General features: G+C 67.2%; 13 protein-coding genes. 6 read left to right on the forward strand and 7 right to left on the reverse strand.

Annotation, left to right across the window (positions count from 1 at the left end):
* Window positions 1-21: 21 nt before the first annotated feature.
* The 4 genes from BSY239_RS08780 to def form a co-directional block, all read right to left on the reverse strand.
* Entirely contained in the window at window positions 22-3,177 is a 3,156-nt protein-coding gene (locus BSY239_RS08780; RefSeq protein ID WP_069046510.1) for an efflux RND transporter permease subunit, read from the reverse strand.
* Between the two features lie 10 nt (window positions 3,178-3,187).
* On the reverse strand, window positions 3,188-4,309 hold the full coding sequence (locus BSY239_RS08785) for an efflux RND transporter periplasmic adaptor subunit (protein ID WP_069046511.1): 1,122 nt from the start codon (window positions 4,307-4,309) through the stop codon (window positions 3,188-3,190).
* A complete protein-coding gene (locus tag BSY239_RS08790; RefSeq protein ID WP_069046512.1) occupies window positions 4,306-5,727 on the reverse strand; it encodes an efflux transporter outer membrane subunit in 1,422 nt (473 codons plus the stop codon). The genes BSY239_RS08785 and BSY239_RS08790 overlap by 4 nt, the downstream gene beginning before the upstream one ends.
* Window positions 5,728-5,825: 98 nt before the next feature.
* Complete coding sequence (def, locus tag BSY239_RS08795) at window positions 5,826-6,365, reverse strand: peptide deformylase (RefSeq protein WP_069046513.1); 540 nt, start codon at window positions 6,363-6,365, stop codon at window positions 5,826-5,828.
* Between the two features lie 74 nt (window positions 6,366-6,439).
* Here def and BSY239_RS08800 point away from each other — a divergent pair, with 74 nt between their 5' ends.
* On the forward strand, window positions 6,440-6,754 hold the full coding sequence (locus BSY239_RS08800) for a hypothetical protein (protein WP_069046514.1): 315 nt from the start codon (window positions 6,440-6,442) through the stop codon (window positions 6,752-6,754).
* On the opposite strand, the gene ligA is transcribed toward BSY239_RS08800, so the two are convergent.
* The 3 genes from ligA to smc are packed head-to-tail and all read right to left on the reverse strand — an operon-like array spanning window position 6,747 to window position 13,495.
* Complete coding sequence (gene ligA / locus BSY239_RS08805; RefSeq protein ID WP_069046515.1) at window positions 6,747-8,828, reverse strand: NAD-dependent DNA ligase LigA; 2,082 nt, start codon at window positions 8,826-8,828, stop codon at window positions 6,747-6,749. The two genes, BSY239_RS08800 and ligA, sit on opposite strands and share 8 nt — an antisense overlap.
* Window positions 8,829-8,831: 3 nt before the next feature.
* On the reverse strand, window positions 8,832-9,965 hold the full coding sequence (locus tag BSY239_RS08810) for a cell division protein ZipA C-terminal FtsZ-binding domain-containing protein (protein ID WP_069046516.1): 1,134 nt from the start codon (window positions 9,963-9,965) through the stop codon (window positions 8,832-8,834).
* 11 nt (window positions 9,966-9,976) lie between these two features.
* Window positions 9,977-13,495: a chromosome segregation protein SMC gene (gene smc / locus BSY239_RS08815; RefSeq protein ID WP_069046517.1), complete on the reverse strand. Its 3,519-nt coding sequence runs from the start codon at window positions 13,493-13,495 to the stop codon at window positions 9,977-9,979.
* Window positions 13,496-13,741: 246 nt separating this feature from the next.
* On the opposite strand from smc, the gene BSY239_RS08820 reads away from it, so the two are divergent.
* The 5 genes from BSY239_RS08820 to dapE all read left to right on the forward strand — a co-directional run bounded on the left by BSY239_RS08820 (window position 13,742) and on the right by dapE (window position 19,134).
* On the forward strand, window positions 13,742-14,509 hold the full coding sequence (locus BSY239_RS08820; protein ID WP_069046518.1) for an MHYT domain-containing protein: 768 nt from the start codon (window positions 13,742-13,744) through the stop codon (window positions 14,507-14,509).
* Between the two features lie 71 nt (window positions 14,510-14,580).
* Window positions 14,581-15,804 (forward strand): succinyldiaminopimelate transaminase, encoded by a 1,224-nt coding sequence (gene dapC / locus BSY239_RS08825; RefSeq protein ID WP_069046519.1) that lies wholly within the window; start codon window positions 14,581-14,583, stop codon window positions 15,802-15,804.
* Window positions 15,805-15,841: 37 nt separating this feature from the next.
* Entirely contained in the window at window positions 15,842-16,675 is an 834-nt protein-coding gene (gene dapD / locus BSY239_RS08830) for a 2,3,4,5-tetrahydropyridine-2,6-dicarboxylate N-succinyltransferase (protein ID WP_069046520.1), read from the forward strand.
* Between the two features lie 121 nt (window positions 16,676-16,796).
* Window positions 16,797-17,957 carry a PilT/PilU family type 4a pilus ATPase gene (locus BSY239_RS08835; protein ID WP_069046521.1) on the forward strand — a complete coding sequence of 387 codons (1,161 nt, stop codon included), beginning with the start codon at window positions 16,797-16,799 and terminating at the stop codon, window positions 17,955-17,957.
* A 4-nt stretch (window positions 17,958-17,961) separates the two neighbouring features.
* Window positions 17,962-19,134, forward strand: a complete 1,173-nt coding sequence (gene dapE / locus BSY239_RS08840; RefSeq protein ID WP_069046522.1) for a succinyl-diaminopimelate desuccinylase — start codon at window positions 17,962-17,964, stop codon at window positions 19,132-19,134.
* Window positions 19,135-19,138: the final 4 nt, after the last annotated feature.

The following is a 19,138-nucleotide window of genomic DNA, read 5'->3' on the forward strand; positions in this document are numbered from 1 at the left end:
AGCTCGCGAGCCCGCCAACCCCTAGGCGCGAACAGCCTCCCCGGCGTCAGGGCGAGGTGGCTTGCGACCCAAGAGCCCGGCAAACCAGATCGACACATCGTCGACCAGCGTGAACACCGCCGGGATCACCAAGAGGCTGAGGAAGGTCGATGTGATCAGACCGCCGATGACCGCCACCGCCATCGGTGAGCGGAAACTGCTGTCGGCGGCACCCCAACCAATCGCAATCGGCAACATGCCCGCCCCCATGGCAATCGTCGTCATCACGATCGGGCGCGCGCGCTTGTGGCAGGCGTCCAGGATCGCGTCGAGCCGGTTCATGCCGTGCTCGCGCCGTGCCTCGATGGCGTACTCCACCAGCAGGATCGAGTTCTTCGTGGCCACCCCCATCAACATGATCAGACCGATCAACGAGGGCATGGAGAAGCTCTTGTCCGCCAGCAGCAGCGCCACAAACGCACCGCCCAACGACAGCGGCAGCGCCGCCAGGATGGTGACCGGGTGCAGGAAGGCCTTGAACAGCAACACCAGCACGATGTAGATGCACAGCACACCGGTGAGCATTGCCAGGCCGAAGCTGGCGAACAGCTCGCCCTGCACCTCGGCGTCGCCAATCTCCAGCACCGACACGCCCGGCGGCAGGTTGCGCAGGCTCGGCAACTTCTCCACCGCGTTCTTCATGTCGCCCAGCGCAATGCCGGCCAGCTCCACCTCGAAGTTGATGTTGCGCGCGCGGTCGTAGCGGTCGATCACCGCCGGGCCGCCGCCGAAGCTGAGCGTGGCCACCTGTCCCAGCATCACCGGGCCCTTGCTGCCCGGCACCGCCAGACGGGCCAGCAGATCCAGGTCGCCGCGCGCTGCGGCATCGAGCTTGACCACGATGGGGATCTGCCGCTGCGGCAGGTTCATCTTGGGCAAGGCCGTGTCGTAGTCGCCCACGGTGGCAATCCTCAGCGTCTCGGCGATCGCGCTGCTGGTCACGCCCATGTCGGCGGCGCGGGCCAGGTCGGGCGTGACGCTGATTTCGGTTCGCACCAGCGACGCGGTGGACTGCACGCTGCCCACACCGCCAATGGTGCGCAGGTCGCGTTCGATCGCGGTGGCTGCGGCGGTGAGCGCGGCGGCGTCGTTGCCGGTCAGCGTCAGGATGTATTTTTCACCCGAGCCGCCGAGGCCCACCTTGCTGCGCACGCCCGGCAGGTTGGACATGGCCGCGCGCATCTGGTTTTCGATGATCTGTTTGCGCGGGCGCGTGCCACGCGCATCGAGCTGGATCGTGAGCGCGGCCTTGCGCGACTCGGCCGTGCCCTGCGGCGCAAACGGATCGGAGCCGGCCGAACCCGAACCGATCGTGGTGTAGACCGACTTCACGTGCGGCACATCCATCACCAGCAGCCGCGCCCGCTCAGCCGTCGCCACGGTCTGCTGCAGCGTGGCGCCCGGTGGCAGCTCGATGTAGACCTGCGTCTGCGAGTTGTCGTCGGGCGGAATGAAGCCCTGCGGCAGCAGCGGAATCAGCATCAGCGAGCCCACGAAGAACACCCCGGCGCCGATCATGGTGAACCAGCGGTGGCGGATGCACCACGCCGCCCAGCCTTGGTAGGTGTTGAGCCAGGCCGGTTCGTCCTGGTTGGTCATCCAGCGCCAGAACGCACCGGCCACCCGGTTGCTGCGCGCCCAGCGCGGCATGTCCTTGGCCATCACGACCGGCTTGAGCAGGTAGGCCGCCATCATGGGCGTGAGTGCGCGCGCCACCACCAGCGAGGCGAACACCGCGAACGACGCGGTCCAGCCGAACTGCTTGAAGAACTTGCCCGGAATGCCCGACATGAAGGCCGTGGGCAGGAACACCGCGATCAGCGCAAAAGTCGTCGCAATCACCGCCAGGCCAATCTCGTCGGCAGCCTCCATCGATGCCTGGTACGGCGTCTTGCCCATGCGCATGTGGCGCACGATGTTCTCCACCTCCACGATCGCATCGTCCACCAGAATGCCGATCACCAGCGACATGGCCAGCAGCGTCACCACGTTGATGGTGAAGCCCATGTAGTGCATGCCGATGAAGGCCGGAATGGCCGAGAGCGGCAGCGCCACGGCCGAGACCACGGTGGCCCTGAAATCGCGCAAAAAGAGCCACACCACCAGCACGGCCAGGATGGCGCCTTCGTACAGCAGGATCATCGAACCGTCGAACTCCTCCTGCACCGGGGTGACGAAGTCGAACGATTCGGTGATGCTCAGGTCGGGCCGCGCGGCCTGCAGATCCTTGAGCTTTTCGCGCACGCCGTTGCCCACCTCGATTTCGCTGGCGCCGCGGCTGCGTGCCACTTCAAAGCCCACCACCGGCTTGCCATTCAGAAACGCCGCGGCCGTGGGTTCGGCCACCGTGTCCTTGATGGTGGCGATCTGGTCCAGGCGAACCCGCCGGCCGTCCGACAGCGACAACTCCAGCCGGGACAGCTCCTCAGCCGATTGAAGCGACGACAAGGTGCGCAGCGGCTGCTGGCTGCCGCCCAGGTCCACGCGGCCGCCGGCGCTCTCGATCTGCACCTTGGCCAGCTGCCGCGACACATCGGCCGCGCTCGCGCCCAGCGCCTGCAGCTTCAACGGGTCCAGCAGCACCTGCACCTCGCGGTCCACCCCGCCCACGCGGTTGATGGCGCCCACGCCGCGCACCGAGAGCAGCAGCTTGGAAATGTCGTTCTCGACAAACCACGAGATCGCTTCCGCGTCCATCTTGTCGGACGACACGGTGTAGGCCAGCACCGCACCGCCGGCGAGTTCCACCTTGTTGATGATGGGCTCGCGCAGGTCGGCGGGCAAATCACCGCGCACCTTGGCCACGGCCGAGCGCACATCGTCCAGCGCTTCCTGCGTGTTCTTCTCGATTCGGAATTCGGTGGTGATGGTGACCGCGCCGTCCTGCACCTTGGTGGTGATGTGCTTGATGCCTTGCAGCGAGGCCAGGCTGTTCTCGATGACGCGCGCCACGTCGTTTTCAAGCTGGTTGGGCGCGGCGCCGGGCAGGCTGGCGCTCACCGTGATGTTGGGCACGTCCAGGTCGGGGAAGTTCTGCACCTTCATCTGGCTGAACGAGAACAGGCCCGCCAGCGTCAGCATGAAGAACAGCATCGACGCCGGGATTGGATTCTTGATGGACCAGGCTGAGACGTTCATGGCCCGGTCCTCACTTCACCACTTTGACGAGATCAGCGTCGTTCAGGAAGCCCGCGCCCTGCACCGCCACCGGCTCGTCGGCCTTCACGCCTTCGAGCACCTCGACCCGCTCGCCCACGCGGCGCCCGGTCTGCACCTTGCGCTGGCTGGCTTTGTTCTGCGGGTCGATCACGAACACGTAGTTGCTGCCGTCGCGCACCACGATGGATTCGCCGGGCACGGTGAGCGCGTCGCTCTGCCCCAGTTCGAAGAAGCCCTTGGCAAAGGTGCCCGCCTTCAGCTGGTCGTTGCGAGGCAGGTCCACAAACACCAGGATGTTGCGCGTCTGTGGGTCGGCGCTCGGTGCAATCGCACGCACACGGCCCGAGATCTCCAGCCCGCTGGCCGCCGTGACCTTCACCTCCTGTCCCTTTTGCACGCGCCCCACCTCGCTGGGCGTGACTTCGCCGCGCCATTCCATGCGGCTCTGGCGCACCAGGCGGAACAGCTCCTGCCCCGCACTCACCACCGCGCCCACGGTGGCACCGCGCGCCGAAATCACGCCGTCGTCGGGCGCGAGCACCTTGGTGTTGCCCAGGCGAATTTCGGTCGCGCTCAGCACCGCCTTGGCGGCTTCCAGCTGCGCGCGCGCCACCTTTTCTTGCGTGAGGTACTGCGCCACCTGCGACGCGGAGAGCGCTCCACTGTCCTGGATGGAACGCGCGCGGTCGGCGTCGGCCTTGGCGTTTTCGAAACTGGCCTCGGCCTGCATCAAACTGGCGCGGCTTTGCAGGCTGTCGGCCTGCGTGGTTTCGCGCGCGAACTCGGCCAGCACCTGGCCCTTGCGCACCACATCACCCACGTTCACGTTCACCGACGCCAGCCGCAGGCCGTTGAGTTCGGCGCCCACGCTGGCCTCTTGCCAGGCGGTGATGTTGCCGTTGGCCTGCAGTCGGATCGGCAGGCTGCTGCGCTCGGGCAGGGCCACCGTCACGGTGAGCGAGGGTTTGGGGCCTGCGTCGGCGGCGGGCGCGCCGTCATCGGCCGCCGCGGGCGTCTTGATGAACATCCAGAAGACCACCAGCAATACCAGGGCCAGAGCGATGGCCAGCCAGAGCCAGCGTTTGCGCGATGGGGAAGTTGTGGCGTTCATGCGGGGTCTTTGAGTGCGTTGGGGTTGTTCACGGGATCAAAGCCGCCGCCCAGTGCGACGTAGAGCTGGATCCAGGCGTTGATGCGTTCTTGCTGCAGGCTCACCGCGCTGCTGTCGGCATTGAGCTTGAGGCGGCGCGCTTCTTCCAGCTCGTTGAGGTTGGCCAGTCCCACGCGGTAGCGCGCTTCGGTGCCCTTGAGCGACTGCTCGTAGCCGGCCACCGCGGTCACCGTGGACGCCTCGCGCTCGCGCAAGCTGGAGAGGGTGACCAGGGCCTGCTCCACTTCGGCCACGGCCTGGCGCAGGGTGCTCGCGTACGCGATGGCTGCCGATTCGTAGCGCGCCTGCGCGCTGTCGGTGCTGGCGCGCAGGGCATCACGGCCCAGCAGAGGCAGGCTCAGGCTGATCGGGCCAATGGCCCAGGTGTTGAAGGTGGCCGTGGTGCCACCACCCGAAAGCCGGTTGCGCAACAGGCTGCCGGAGAGCGACAGGCCGGGCAACAACGCAGCCTTGGCCACACCCACGTCTTCGCTCGCGGCCACCAGTTCGCGCTGCGCGCGGTAGACATCGGGCCGCTGGCGGATCACCTCGGCGGGCACGGCACTCACCGTCAACATGTTCTCCAGACGGTCCGACGCCAACAAGGCCGGCGCGCCGGCCAGACGCTGGCGCACCTCGGGCTCGGGCACGCCGGTGAGCGCGGTGAGCGACTTCACCTGCCGCTCGCAGGTCTCTTCCTGTTGCCGGTAGCGCGCAGCACTCTCCGCGCCACTGGCGCGCGCCAGCGCAGCCACCGCCGGTGCGGTGAGGCCGGCGCGCTCGGAGGTGCTGTTGTTCTGCGCCGTGATGGCGCGCGAGTCGCGGTCGCGCAGGGCCACCGCGAGCTGTTCACGGCACAGGCGCTGCGAAAAATAGAGCTGTGCCAGTTCGGACGCCACCAGCACCCGGGCCTCGTGCCAGCCAGCTCCCGCCGCGTCTTGCTGCGCCTGTGCGCTGCCCAGGCGGGCGGTGCTCTCGCCCCAGAGCCCGACCGCCCACGAAGCCTGCAGTCCCGCGCTCAGCGAGGTACCCAGTGGAATGGTCGGGTCGGTGATGCCACGGGTGGCGTTGGCCACCGCGTTCACCTGGGGCCCGTTTTGCGCCTCCACGCCGAACCGCGTCGCGCGGGCAGCAAACACCTGCGCTCTGGCCGTCGCGATCGTCGGGCTCTGAGCTTGTGCGCGGTGAATCCAGTCGGTGAGCACCGGGTCGTCGAACCGGCTCCACCAGGTGGTGAGTGCCTGCGTGCTGCCCTGGTGGGCCAGGGGTGGCGCGTACCAGGTGGACGGCAAGTCCACAGCCATTTCGGCGGGCGGCTTGGTCACGCTGCAGGCGCCGAGCAGTGCCGCGCACGCCGTCACGGCAAGCAAGTGCTTCATGAAAAGGAATCCCAGTTGTTTGGTTTGACCCGGGGCCGACTCTAGTCGATGTGCCCGCCCGAACATGTCAATTCATTTCAATCGCGCGACGGTTTGTTTCAATCGTCTTCGCCGGCATCCAGCCCGGGAAACAGCACCTCGGTGAAGCCAAAGCGCGTGAAGTCGCGCACGCGCATGGGGTAGAGCGTGCCCCAGAGGTGGTCGCACTCGTGCTGCACCACCCGCGCGTGGAAACCCTCGGCCTCGCGGTCGATGACCTGCCCTCGCTCGTCAAATCCCTGGTAACGGATGCGCCGCCAGCGCGGCACCACGCCCCGCAAGCCGGGGACCGACAGACAGCCTTCCCAGCCCTCTTCCTCTTCGTCACCCAAGGGCGTGATGACCGGATTCACCAGCACGGTGCGCGGCACCACCGGCGCATCGGGGTAGCGCGGGTTGGGTGCGCCGCTGCCGAACAGCACCACCTGCAGGTCCACCCCGATCTGCGGCGCGGCCAGGCCGGCACCATTCGCGGCGACCATGGTGTCCTGCAGGTCCACCACCAGCTGGTGCAGCTCGGATGTGTCGAAACGGGTGACGGGCTGGGCGTGGCGCAGCAGGCGCGGATCGCCCATTTTCAGGATGGTGTGAACGGTCATGGGTTGGACAAGCGGAGGAGATGGGTTTAGTTTCGCTGATCACGACACCCCACGCGACCACCCGAGGAGAACCCATGAAGACCACCCTGCTCGCCCTCGCCCTGTTCGTGCCCGCATTGGCGCAGGCCCAGGGCGCCGAGATCTTCAAAGGCGCCGACCTGGCCCTGGGCGCCAAGCTCATCGCAGAAAACAAGTGCACCCAGTGCCACACCGGCAAGGTCGGCGGCGACGGCAGCACCATCTACCGCCCGCAAGGCCGCATCAACAACGCCGGCCTGCTGCGCGGCATGGTGGAGAACTGCAGCACCCAGCTGAACTTGCAGCTCTTCCCCGAAGAAGTCACCGCCATTGCGGCGGTGCTCAACCGGGATTACTACAAGTTCAAGTGATCGAGCCCAGCAAGGCCAGCATGCCGGCCTCGTCCAACACCGAAACACCCAGCTCGTTCGCCTTGTCCAGCTTGCTGCCGGCCTCGGCACCGGCCACCACGTAGTCGGTCTTCTTGCTCACCGAGCCCGCCACCTTGGCGCCGGCGGCTTCCAGCATGGCCTTGGCGTCCTCCCGCTTGAGCGTGGGGAAGGTGCCGGTGAGCACGAAGGTCTTGCCCGCCAGCGGCTGGGGTGCGCGCTCGGCGGGTTCGCCCTCCTCCCAGGTCACCCCGCAGGCGCGCAACTGCTCCACCACCTCGCGGTTGTGCGGCTGGTCGAAGAAGGTGCGGATGCTTTGCGCCACCACCGGGCCCACATCGTTCACCTCGGAAAGGGCTTCGAGGCTGGCGTCCATGATCCGATCGAGCTGGCCGAAATGGCGCGCGAGCTCCTTGGCGGTGGCTTCGCCCACGTGGCGGATGCCCAGGCCGAACAGGAAACGCGGCAGCGTTGTGCGTTTGGACTTCTCCAAGGCCGCCAGGATGTTCTGCGCCGACTTCTCGGCCATGCGGTCCAGCGCCAGCAGCGACGTGAGACCCAGGCGGTACAGGTCGGGCAGGGTCTTGACCACGCCCGCGTCCACCAGCTGCTCCACCAGCTTGTCGCCCAGGCCCTCGATTTCCACCGCGCGGCGCTGGGCGAAGTGCAGCAGGGCCTGCTTGCGCTGGGCGCCGCAGAACAGCCCGCCGGAGCACCGGTAGTCCACCTCGCCTTCTTCGCGCACGGCATCGCTGCCGCACACCGGGCATTGGCGGGGCAGGCTGAAGGGTTCAGGGTCGCCCACGCGCTTGTCAAGCAGCACAGACACCACCTCGGGAATGACATCGCCCGCACGGCGCACGATCACCGTGTCGCCCACGCGCACGTCCTTGCGGCGTGCCTCGTCCTCGTTGTGCAGCGTCGCGTTGGTCACCGTCACGCCGCCCACGAACACCGGCGCCAGTTTGGCCACCGGCGTGAGCTTGCCGGTGCGGCCCACCTGCACGTCGATGGCCAGCACGGTGGTGAGCTGTTCCTGCGCGGGGTATTTGTGCGCCACGGCCCAGCGCGGCTCGCGGGTGACAAAGCCCAGTTGCCGCTGCAGTGCCAACGAATTGACCTTGTAGACCACGCCGTCAATGTCGTAGGGCAGCTGGTCGCGGCTGGCGCCAATGCGCTGGTGAAAAGCAACAAGGGCGTCTGCGCCGCTGCACAGGGCGGTCTGCTCGGCCACCGGGAAACCCCAGCCCTTGAGCTGCATGAGCAGCTCGAAGTGGGTCACGAACGCGGGCCCGCCCTGGTCGGGCGGTGTGATTTCGCCGAGGCCGTAGGCGAAGAAGCTCAAAGGCCGCTGGGCGGCAATGCCGGAGTCGAGCTGCCGCACCGCGCCGGCGGCGGCGTTGCGCGGGTTCACAAACGTCTTTTCACCTTTCGCGCCGGCGGCGATCTTGGCGCGCTGCTTCTCGTTGAGCGCATCGAAGTCGTCGCGCCGCATGTACACCTCGCCGCGCACTTCAAGCACCGCCGGCGCGTCGGCCGGCAGACGAAGCGGCACCTGCTGGATGGTGCGCACATTGGTGGTGACGTCTTCGCCCACCTCACCGTCACCGCGCGTGGCGGCCTGCACCAGCACACCGCCCTCGTAGCGCAGGCTCATGGCCAGTCCGTCGAACTTGAGTTCGGCCACGTAGTCCACCGGCGCATCGGCGTCGGTGAGTCCCAGGGCTCGTCGCACGCGGGTGTCGAAGTTGCGCGCACCGCTGGGCTCGGTGTCTGTTTCCGTGTTGATCGACAGCATGGGCACGCGGTGGCGCACCGGCGTGAACGCATCCAGCACCCGGCCTCCCACGCGCTGGGTCGGGGAGTCGCTGGTCAGCAGCTCGGGGTGCGCGGCCTCGATGGCCTGCAGTTCGCGGAACAACCGGTCGTACTCGGCGTCGGGGATTTCCGGGTCGTCGAGGGTGTAGTAGCGGTGGGCGTGGTGGTGGAGTTGGGCGCGCAGTTGCGCGGCACGCTCGGCCGGCGAGGGCTCGGCGGCGAACAGGTCAGGTGTCATGGATCAGGAGAAGAGTCGTCTGGCCTGGGGCGAGCCAGCTGCGAGATCGCGGCTGTCCAGCGCGTCGTACAGGCTTTCCAGGTCGGCGCCGATGCCGTCCATGGTGTCGGTGGACAGCGGCTGGCCCGCGTCGTCGGTCACCACACCGTCCATGGCCTCGGCCAGCGCCTTGGCCGCCTGGCGCATGCGCACAAAGGGCTGTTCGCTGCGCGGCACGTGTGTGACTTCCAGCGACAACGCCACCTCGCGCAAGGCGCTTTGTTCGGGGTCTTCGGCCATGGCGGCCTGCGGGTCGAACACCAGGCTCAGGATGGGCGCCTGCCCGCTCTCGCTGCCCGACAGCACCATGCGGCCGGGCAAGGCACCCGCCACAAAGCCGAGCTTGGCGGCATGCTGCGCCACATAGCCCGGGCTCCAGGCGGCGCGGCGGGCGCGCAGGGTGAAGCCCAGTTGTGCGTCGTGCCCGCTGGCAAAGGCGTCGAGCTCGCGGGCGCGGGCCACTTCGGCGCGCATGTCGGGGAATTCGGGCGCCGCACCCACCGCGTCGGCAAAGGCCTGGGCCTTCACCACGAACTCGGAGAACTCGATGTCGTTGAGCGCGCCGGCCCGGTTGGCCAGCTGTACACCGGCTTGCAGGGCGCGGTAGCGCTGGCCCAGGCGTGGGGTTTCCCATTCGCCGGTGGCGTCACACAAGCCTTCGACCGCGAACGGCTTGCTGCCCACGCGGCGTGTGCCGGGCAGCGCGGCCAGCAGCGCGTCGCCCGAGACCTGGTGGTCCAGCACCAGCGGCGTGATCACGTCGATCAGCGCGTCCAGGCTGGGTTTGCGCTCGGGCTGGTGCAACAGGGGATTGACGCTCACCGCGGCGGCCGCCACGGCAATCGCGGCCGGGTCGGGCGCCATGGCTGCGCCGGGCACGTCGCCCAGCACGGGGTCGATGCGCTGGATCTCATGGCCGGTGAGGTCTTCGGGCGAGTACGGCACGGTCTCGTCGCTCGCGGCGTCGTCGGAACCGTGGGCCGAACGTTCGCGCGCCAGGCGCGGCGCACTTTTGCGGGTGACCCAGGCGTTGTAGGCCACCACACCCGCGAGCACGAGCCCTCCGATGATGGCCAGGCTGATTTGCAGTGTGCTCATGGTGTTGTTGTTCAGGTGGGTTCGAGCATGCCGGCGGCCGATTCCATGTCCACCGCCACGATGCGGGAGACGCCCTGCTCCTGCATGGTGACGCCGATCAGCTGCTCGGCCATTTCCATGGCGATCTTGTTGTGGCTGATGAACAGGAACTGCGTCTCTTTGGCCATGGCCGTGACCAGCTTGGCGTAGCGCTCGGTGTTGGCATCGTCCAGCGGCGCATCCACCTCGTCGAGCAGACAGAACGGCGCGGGGTTGAGCTGGAAGATGGCGAACACCAGCGCGATCGCGGTGAGGGCCTTCTCGCCACCCGAGAGCAGGTGGATGGTCTGGTTCTTCTTGCCGGGCGGCTGCGCCATCACCTGCACACCGGCGTCCAGGATTTCTTCACCGGTCATCACCAGGCGCGCGTTGCCGCCACCAAACAGCTCGGGGAACATCTTGCCGAAGTGCGTGTTGACGGTCTCGAACGTGCTGCCCAGCAGGTCGCGCGTTTCGTTGTCGATCTTCTTGATCGCGTCTTCCAGCGTGTTCATGGCCTCGACCAGATCGGCCGTCTGCGCATCTAGGAAAGTCTTGCGCTCGCGTGCGGCGGTGAGTTCGTCCAGTGCGGCCAGGTTGACGGCGCCGAGCGCCTGGATTTCGCGGTGCAGGCGGTCGATCTCGCCCTGCATGCCGGGCAGGCGCACGTTGTTCTCCGTGATGCTCTGCGCCACTGCGGCCAGGTCGGCCTGCGCTTCGTCGAGCATCTGGCTGTACTGCTCCACGCCCAGGCGCGCGGCCTGTTCCTTGAGCTGGAAATCGGTGATGCGGTTGCGCAGCGGCTCCAGTTCGCGTTCGAGTTGCAGGCGGCGTTCGTCGCTGGCCCGCAGCTTGGCCGTGAGGTCGTCGTACTGGCTGCGCAGCGCGCCCAGGGCCTGTTCGCGCTCCAGCTTCATGGCCAGCGCGTCCTGCAGGCCGGCCTGCGCGGCCGCGTCGTTGAGGCGGCCCAGTTCGTCGGCGGCGCGTTGTTGTTCGTCCGCGAGCGACTTTTCCTGTGTGGCTGCGGTCTCCAGCGAGCGCTGCAGCTCGGCCTGGCGCGCCTGCAGGCTGCGCAGGGCAAACGTGGCTTCTTGTGCGGTGCGCTCCAGCGAGCGCTGCTGTTCGCGGGCCTGGTTCAGCGAGCGCTCGGCCGCGATCACCGTGTCGTCCAGCTGCGCGTGGCGCTCCTGGCTGTCGGCCAGCTGCATGTCGAGCTCTTCGAACCGCGCTTCGGCGGTCACGCGGCGCTCTTGCAATTCGTCGAGCTGCGCGTCCACCTCGGCCAGGTCGGCCGCGATCTGTTCGCTGCGCGCGCGGGTCTGCTCGGCCAGCTGGGTGAGGCGCAGGGCCTCCACCTGCAACTCGTGCGCGCGGCTGCGCGACTCGGCGGCCTCGCGCCGCGCACTCACCAGCCGCTGCGACGCGTCGGTGTACGCGGCCTCGGCGCGAATCAGGCTGGAGCGCGCCTGCTCGTTGATCAACACCTGCGCCTTGAGCTGCTTGTCGATGTTCTCGATGTCCTGCGCGCGCGCCAGCAGGCCGGCCTGTTCGCTGTCGGGAGCGTAGAAGCTCACGCTGTGCGCTGTGACCGCATGACCGCTAGCCACAAAGATCACCTCGCCGGGCTGCAGCTGCGTGCGCTGCGCCATGGCGTCTTCGAGGCTGGGCGCGGTCAGGCAGCCGTGCAGCCACTCGGCGAGCAGGGCCTGCTGGCCGGCGTCGTTCAGGCGCAGCCAGGAAGCCAGGGGCTTGAGGCCGCCGGTGCTCGCCGGACTGGCCCCGGCCGACGGTGGGTTGTAGAAGGACAGCTTGGCGGGTGGCGCGTCGTTGCCGATGGCACGCACCATGTCCAGGCGAGAAACCTCGAGCGCACCCAGGCGCTCACGCAGCGCGGCCTCCAGCGCGTTTTCCCAGCCGGTCTCGATGTGGATGCGGCTCCACAGGCCTTGCAGGCCGTCGAGCCCGTGTTTGGCCAACCAGGGTTTCAGTTTGCCGTCGGTTTTGACCTTCTCCTGCAGCGCTTTGAGCGCCTCCAGGCGGGCCGACAGGTCGGCCTGTTTGGCCGATTCCTGATTGACGCCCTGCTGCGCACCGCGGCGGGCTTCGTCCAACTGAGGCACGCTGTCCTGCAACTCGTGCAGCACGGCGTCGTTCATTTCGGCCGATTCTTGTGCGCTGGCGAGCTGGGCTTGCGCATTCAGCAGTCGGGCTTCGTCGGGCGCGGCCAGCGCGTTGCGGTCGGCGGTCAGGCGCTCACGGCGCTGGTTGAGCGTGCGGCTCTGTTCCTCGATGCTGCGCTGTTCGGCCGCCAGCACCTGGATCTGCTGCTGCACCTGGGTGACGCTGGCGCGCTGCTCGTTGGCGCGGGCCTGGGCCTGGCGCAGGCTGTCTTCAAGCGCGGGCAAGGCCCCCGACTGTTCTTCGCCCTGCGCGGCCAGCACCACCGACTGGTCCTCGGCCTGCACCATGGATTCGGCCAGCTGCTCCAGTTCCACCGCCGCGTCTTCGCTGCGCGTGGTCCAGGAGGCGATCTGTTCCTTGAGTTGCACCAGGCGCTGTTCCACGCGGGTGCGGCCTTCGACCACAAATCGGATCTCGGCCTCGAGCTTGCCGACCTCGGCACTGGCTTCGTACAGCTTGCCCTGCGCCTGGTTGACCTGGTCACCCGCGGCGTAGTGCGCCTGGCGGATGGTTTCCAGCTCGCTCTCGATGCGGCGCAGATCGGCGGTGCGCGACTCCAGGTCGTTGACCGCCTGGGCCGCGTCGGTTTTGACCTTGACCTGGTCGGCCTCGGCCTCGCTGCGCTTCATGAACCAGAGCTGGTGCTGCTTGAGCGTGACGCCGGCCTGCAGGTTGTTGTATTTCGCGGCCACCTCGGCCTGTTTTTCCAGCTTGTCGAGGTTGGCGTTGAGCTCGCGCAGGATGTCTTCGACCCGGGTGAGGTTCTCGCGCGTGTCGGCCAGGCGGTGCGCGGTCTCGCGCCGGCGTTCCTTGTATTTGGAGACACCCGCGGCTTCTTCGAGGAACAGGCGCAGCTCTTCGGGCTTGCTTTCGATGATGCGGCTGATGGTGCCCTGGCCAATGATGGCGTAGGCACGCGGGCCCAGACCGGTGCCGAGGAAAACGTCCTGCACGTCGCGGCGGCGCACCGGCTGGTTGTTGATGTAATAGCTGCTGGTGCCGTCGCGCGTGAGCACGCGCTTGACCGCGATTTCGCCGAACTGTCCCCACTGGCCACCGGCGCGATGGTCGCTGTTGTCGAACACCAGTTCCACGCTGGAGCGGCTGGCCGGCTTGCGGGTGTTGGTGCCGTTGAAGATGACGTCCTGCATGGACTCGCCGCGCAGCTCGGAGGCCTTGGACTCACCCAGAACCCAGCGCACCGCATCCATGATGTTGGACTTGCCGCAACCATTGGGCCCGACCACGCCCACCAGCTGGCCCGGGAGCATGAAATTGGTCGGTTCGGCGAAGGACTTGAAGCCGGAGAGCTTGATGGAATTGAGACGCACGGCGCTGCCCGATGACTGACTACGAAGGAACGCCCGCCCTTGGCCGACGACGCGAGCGAAATGATACCCCGCGGCCTCGCGGGGCCTGCGGATCGGCGGCCTGGACCCGAAGCCTGCCGAAAAGGCCAAAGACCGAGTCGTTTTTCACAGTGCACGAAGGTTGGCATGCTTACTTTTGTGCCAACAAACCGTATGCTCCGCCCGTCAGCTTGAACCCCGCCATTCCGCGGACGTCGCCTCTTCACCATGAACCCCAACGTCACCGCCGCCTTCGACCCCCTGCTGGTCGCCTTGTCGTTTGCCTTTGCCGTCATCGGCTCCTTTGTTGCGCTCACCGCCGCCGGCCGGGTGAACCAGCGCGGCGGGCGCCAGAGCCTGTCCAACATCGTCACAGTGGGAGTTGCCCTGGGTGGCATCGGCGTGTGGTCCATGCACTTCATCGGCATGCTCGCGCTCGACATGGACGTGGGCAGCAGCTATTCCATGATGGATACCTTCGTATCACTTCTCGTCGTGATCGTGGCCACGTCATGGACGGTGAGCTTTGCCGCCAGATCGCCCGACAAGCTGCTCCGCCTGGTCACGGCCGGCGTGCTCCTGGGCATGAGTGTGGTGGTCATGCACTACCTGGGCATGTTCGGGCTGAAGATCAACGGCTACATCCGCTGGGACTACGGCGTGGTGGTGCTCTCCATCGTGATCGCCGTCGTGGCGGCCACGGCAGCGCTCTGGCTGGCCTTCAACAGCCCCACGCTCAACCGCCGCGTGGCCGCCGCCCTGGCCATGGGCGTGGCGGTTTGCGCCATGCACTACACCGGCATGTACGCAGCCGAGTTCGTGTGCACCACCGAGAGCCGCAACGCGATTCCGCAGGGCACGGGCTACATCAGTTCGTTCCGCCTGCCCACGCTGGTGATCGCCATCACCTTGATGATGACCGCCGTGCTGTCGGTGGACCAGCTGTTCCAGTACCTGCGCAGCAAACCCGCCAAGGCAGTGGCCCGCGCGCGCTGATCAGCGCTTGGCGGGGAGTGCGAACGTCCCCGCAGGCCCGGGGTGTCGCCGGGCACCGGGATAATCGCGGCATGAACCCGCTTTTGTCCCGCCTGCAGCCCTACCCCTTCGAGCGGCTGCGCCGCCTCTTTGCCGACATCACCCCCAACCCCGACCTGCGGCCCATCAGCCTGGGGATCGGTGAGCCCAAACACGCCGCACCCGTGTTTTTGAAACAGGCCCTGGCCGCCGCGCTGGACACCGGCCTGTCCAGCTACCCGGCCACCGCGGGCGAGCCCGCCCTGCGCGAGGCCTGCGCAGCCTGGGTGCAGCGGCGCTACGGCGTGGCGGTGAACCCGGCCACGCAGGTGCTGCCGGTCAATGGCTCGCGCGAAGCGCTCTTTGCCTTCGCGCAGACCGTGATCGACCCGACCCGCCCGGGCGCCACAGTGGTGTTCCCCAACCCGTTCTACCAAATCTACGAAGGCGCGGCCCTGCTGGGCGGCGCAGAGCCGTTCTATGTGGCCAGTGACCCGGCGCGCAACTTCGCGGCCGACTGGGACAGCGTGCCGGCCGAGGTCTGGGCCCGCACCCAGCTGCTGTTTGTGTGTTCACCCGGCAACCCGGCCGGCGCGGTGATGCCGCTGGACGAGTGGCGCAAGCTGTTTGAACTCAGCGACCGGCACGGCTTCGTGATCGCATCCGATGAGTGCTACAGCGAGATCTATTTCCGCGACGAACCGCCGCTGGGCGGGTTGCAGGCCGCGCAGGCGCTGGGTCGCACCGATTTCCGCAACCTGCTGAGCTTCACCAGCCTGTCCAAGCGCAGCAACGTGCCCGGCCTGCGCAGTGGTTTTGTGGCGGGTGACGCCGCGCTGGTCAAGCCCTTTCTGCTCTACCGCACCTACCACGGTGGCGCCATGAGCCCGGTGGTGCAGGCCGCCAGCAAGGCCGCCTGGGAAGACGAAGCGCACGTGGTGGACAACCGGCGCCAATACCGCGAAAAGTTCGCCCAGGTCACACCGTTGCTGGCCGAGGTGCTGGATGTGGCCCTGCCCGACGCTTCGTTTTACCTCTGGGCCGGCGTGCCGGCGTCGTATGCAGACGTCGCCGCGGGACTGAGCGCTGATGAAGCCTTCGCCCGCGCCCTGCTGGCTCAATACAATGTGACGGTTCTGCCCGGCAGTTATCTGGCGCGCGACTTCAACGGATCGAACCCCGGCACGGGCCGTGTGCGCATGGCCCTGGTGGCCGAGCCCGCCGAATGCCTGGAAGCGGCGCACCGCATCCGGGCTTTCATGGCCGGGCGCGCCTGACCCCCTCTCCTCTCAATTCCCTTCTCCGACCAGCCTCATGACACAACAACTGCAAACCCTGATCGACAACGCCTGGGACAACCGCGCCGAACTCTCCCCCGCCTCCGCGCCGAAGGAAGTGCTGGATGCCGTGGAACACGTGATCGCCGAGCTGAACAAGGGCCGCCTGCGCGTGGCCACGCGCCAGGCGGTGGGCCAGTGGACGGTGCACCAGTGGATCAAGAAGGCGGTGCTGCTGTCGTTCCGCCTGAAGGACAACGAACTCATGCGCGCCGGTGACCTGGGCTTCTTCGACAAGGTCAAGACCAAGTTCTCGCACCTGAGCGAATCCGAAATGAAGGCCACCGGCGTGCGCGTGGTGCCGCCCGCCGTGGCGCGTCGCGGCAGCTTTGTGGCCAAGGGCGCGATCCTGATGCCCAGCTATGTGAACATCGGCGCGTACGTGGACGAAAACACCATGGTCGACACCTGGGCCACGGTCGGCTCGTGTGCCCAGATCGGCAAGAACGTGCACCTCTCGGGCGGTGTCGGCATTGGCGGCGTGCTGGAGCCGTTGCAGGCCGGCCCCACCATCATCGAAGACAACTGCTTCATCGGCGCGCGCTCCGAAGTCGTTGAAGGCGTGGTCGTCGAAGAAAACTCCGTGCTCGGCATGGGCGTGTACCTCGGCCAGAGCACACCCATCTTCAACCGCGACACCGGCGAGGTGGTGTTTGGCCGCGTGCCGAGCGGCAGCGTGGTGATCAGTGGCAGCCTGCCCAAGAAAACGGCATCGGGCAAGGACTACAGCACCTACGCGGCCATCATCGTCAAGACGGTGGACGCGCAGACGCGCTCCAAGACCAGCTTGAACGATCTCCTCAGAGACTGAACATGGTGCCCCCACGCTCCACCGCTTCGCGGGTCGCTGCCCCCCAAGGGGGCTGGCCTTGCTTGGGGCGGCCCGGCGCGGCGGCCTGCCTCACTGTACGAATTCACTTGAAGGGATCAGCATGAGCAGCGGAACAATGGAGCGCATCCTGCGCCTGATGGCCGACAAGAAGGCCTCGGACGTGTATTTGACGGCGCATGCGCCGGCCATGATCAAGATCAATGGCCAGACCATCCCGATCAACAGCCAGGTGCTGCCTCCCGAGGCGCCGCGCAACCTGCTCTCGGAGATCGTGCCGTCCACACGCATGGAAGAGCTGCAGGAAACCGGCGAGCTCAACATGGCGGTGCCGCTGGAGGCGCTGGGCAATTTCCGCGTGAGCGCTTTCCGCCAGCGCGGCAACATCGCGGTGGTGATCCGTTTCATCCCGGGCGACATTCCCGCGCTCGACTCGCTCAATGTGGCGCCGGTGCTGGCCGATCTGGTGATGGAAAAGCGCGGTCTGGTGCTCATGGTGGGTGCCACCGGCGCCGGCAAGAGCACCACGCTGGCGGCCATGATCGACCACCGCAACGAGTCGGCCAGCGGTCACGTGCTCACCATCGAGGACCCGATCGAGTACGTCTACAAGAACAAGAAATCGGTGGTGAACCAGCGCGAGATCGGGCCGGACACCGCGTCGCTGCAGATCGCGCTGAAGAACGCGCTGCGCCAGGCGCCCGACGTGATCCTGATCGGTGAGATTCGCGACCGCGAAACCATGTCGGCCGCCATCGCTTATGCGCAGTCGGGCCACCTGTGCCTGGCCACACTGCACGCCAACAACAGCTACCAGGCGCTCAACCGCATCCTGAGCTTCTACCCGGTGGAAGTGCGTCCCACCATGCTGGGTGACCTGGCCGCTGCGCTGCGCGCGATCGTGTCGCAGCGCCTGCTGCGCACCCACACCGGCAGCCGCGTGCCCGCCATGGAAGTGCTGCTCAACACCTCGCTGATCGCCGACCTGATCCAGAAGGCCGACTTCTCCGGCGTGCGCGAGGCCATGGAGAAGTCGCTGGCCGATGGGTCGCAGAGCTTCGAGCAGGATCTGGCCCGGCTCATAAACGACGGCCTCGTCACACGCAACGAAGGTCTGGCCCAGGCCGATTCGCCCAACAACCTGCTGTGGCGCTTGCAAAACGACTTCAATGCCATCAAGGCCAACGACGCCGCCAACTCCAACGACGAAGACGCGGCCGAGAACGCCACCTTCACCGAGTTCACGCTCGACGTGAAACATTGATCCCATGACCGACACCCTGCGCCTGACCGAACAGCTCATCGCCCGTGCTTCCGTCACGCCGCGCGATGAAGGCTGCCAGTCGGTCATTGCGCAGCGTCTGGAGGCCCTGGGCTTCCGCTGCGAAACCATCGAAAGCGGCCCCGACGATTTCCGCGTGACCAACCTCTGGGCGCGCCTGGGCACGGGCCAGCAGCCCACGCTGATCTTTGCCGGCCACACCGACGTGGTGCCCACGGGCCCCGCCACCGCGTGGAGCAGCGACCCCTTCGCCCCCACGCACCGCGACGGCAAGCTCTATGGCCGCGGTGCGAGCGACATGAAAGCCTCGCTGGCGGCCATGGTGGTGGCTTGCGAAGAGTTTGTGGCGGCGCATCCCGAGCCGACCATCGACATCGCCTTTCTGCTCACCAGCGACGAAGAAGGCCCGGCGCTGGACGGCACGGTGGTGGTCTGCGAGCGCCTGAAACAACGCGGCGAGCGGCTCGACTGGTGCATCGTGGGTGAACCCACCTCGGTCGAGCGCACCGGCGACATGATCAAGAACGGCCGCCGCGGCACGCTGAGCGGCAAGCTCACTGTCAAGGGCATCCAGGGCCACATCGCTTATCCGCACCTCGCCAGAAACCCGATACACCAGGCGGCGCCCGCGCTGGCCGAACTGGTCGCGACCACCTGGGACGCGGGCAACGCGTTTTTCCCGCCCACCAGCTGGCAGATCAGCAACATCCACGGCGGCACGGGCGCGAGCAATGTGATCCCAGGCACCGTGGTGATTGATTTCAACTTCCGTTTCTCCACCGAGTCCACGCCCGAGGGTTTGCAGCAGCGCGTGGCCGACATCCTCGCAGGCCACGGTCTGCAACCCGGCAACGACTACGAGCTCGCCTGGACGCTGGGCGGGCGGCCCTTTCTCACACCTCCCGGCACGCTGGTGGAGGCCGTGCGTGCGGCCATCCACAAAGAAACCGGCATCACGACCGAGCTCTCCACCACCGGCGGCACCAGCGACGGGCGATTCATCGCCCAGGTCTGCCCGCAGGTGATCGAACTCGGCCCACCCAACGCCACCATCCACAAGATCGACGAGCATGTGGCCGTGGCCGACATCGAACCGCTCAAGAACATTTACCGCCGCACGCTGGACAACCTGTCCCGCCTTGCCGGCTCTCCCGACTGAGCGC

It is taken from the genome of Hydrogenophaga sp. RAC07, assembly GCF_001713375.1.
GTDB lineage: Bacteria > Pseudomonadota > Gammaproteobacteria > Burkholderiales > Burkholderiaceae_C > Hydrogenophaga.

Excerpts from the sequence above, each read along its gene's own strand:
- BSY239_RS08835 (WP_069046521.1), top strand. The coding sequence starts at position 16,797 with ATGAGCAGCGGAACAATGGAGCGCATCCTGCGCCTGATGGCCGACAAG.
- BSY239_RS08785 (WP_069046511.1), bottom strand. The coding sequence starts at position 4,309 with ATGAACGCCACAACTTCCCCATCGCGCAAACGCTGGCTCTGGCTGGCC.
- dapC (WP_069046519.1), top strand. The coding sequence starts at position 14,581 with ATGAACCCGCTTTTGTCCCGCCTGCAGCCCTACCCCTTCGAGCGGCTG.
- BSY239_RS08800 (WP_069046514.1), top strand. The coding sequence starts at position 6,440 with ATGAAGACCACCCTGCTCGCCCTCGCCCTGTTCGTGCCCGCATTGGCG.
- BSY239_RS08810 (WP_069046516.1), bottom strand. The coding sequence starts at position 9,965 with ATGAGCACACTGCAAATCAGCCTGGCCATCATCGGAGGGCTCGTGCTC.
- dapD (WP_069046520.1), top strand. The coding sequence starts at position 15,842 with ATGACACAACAACTGCAAACCCTGATCGACAACGCCTGGGACAACCGC.
- BSY239_RS08790 (WP_069046512.1), bottom strand. The coding sequence starts at position 5,727 with ATGAAGCACTTGCTTGCCGTGACGGCGTGCGCGGCACTGCTCGGCGCC.
- BSY239_RS08780 (WP_069046510.1), bottom strand. The coding sequence starts at position 3,177 with ATGAACGTCTCAGCCTGGTCCATCAAGAATCCAATCCCGGCGTCGATG.
- dapE (WP_069046522.1), top strand. The coding sequence starts at position 17,962 with ATGACCGACACCCTGCGCCTGACCGAACAGCTCATCGCCCGTGCTTCC.
- def (WP_069046513.1), bottom strand. The coding sequence starts at position 6,365 with ATGACCGTTCACACCATCCTGAAAATGGGCGATCCGCGCCTGCTGCGC.
- ligA (WP_069046515.1), bottom strand. The coding sequence starts at position 8,828 with ATGACACCTGACCTGTTCGCCGCCGAGCCCTCGCCGGCCGAGCGTGCC.
- BSY239_RS08820 (WP_069046518.1), top strand. The coding sequence starts at position 13,742 with ATGAACCCCAACGTCACCGCCGCCTTCGACCCCCTGCTGGTCGCCTTG.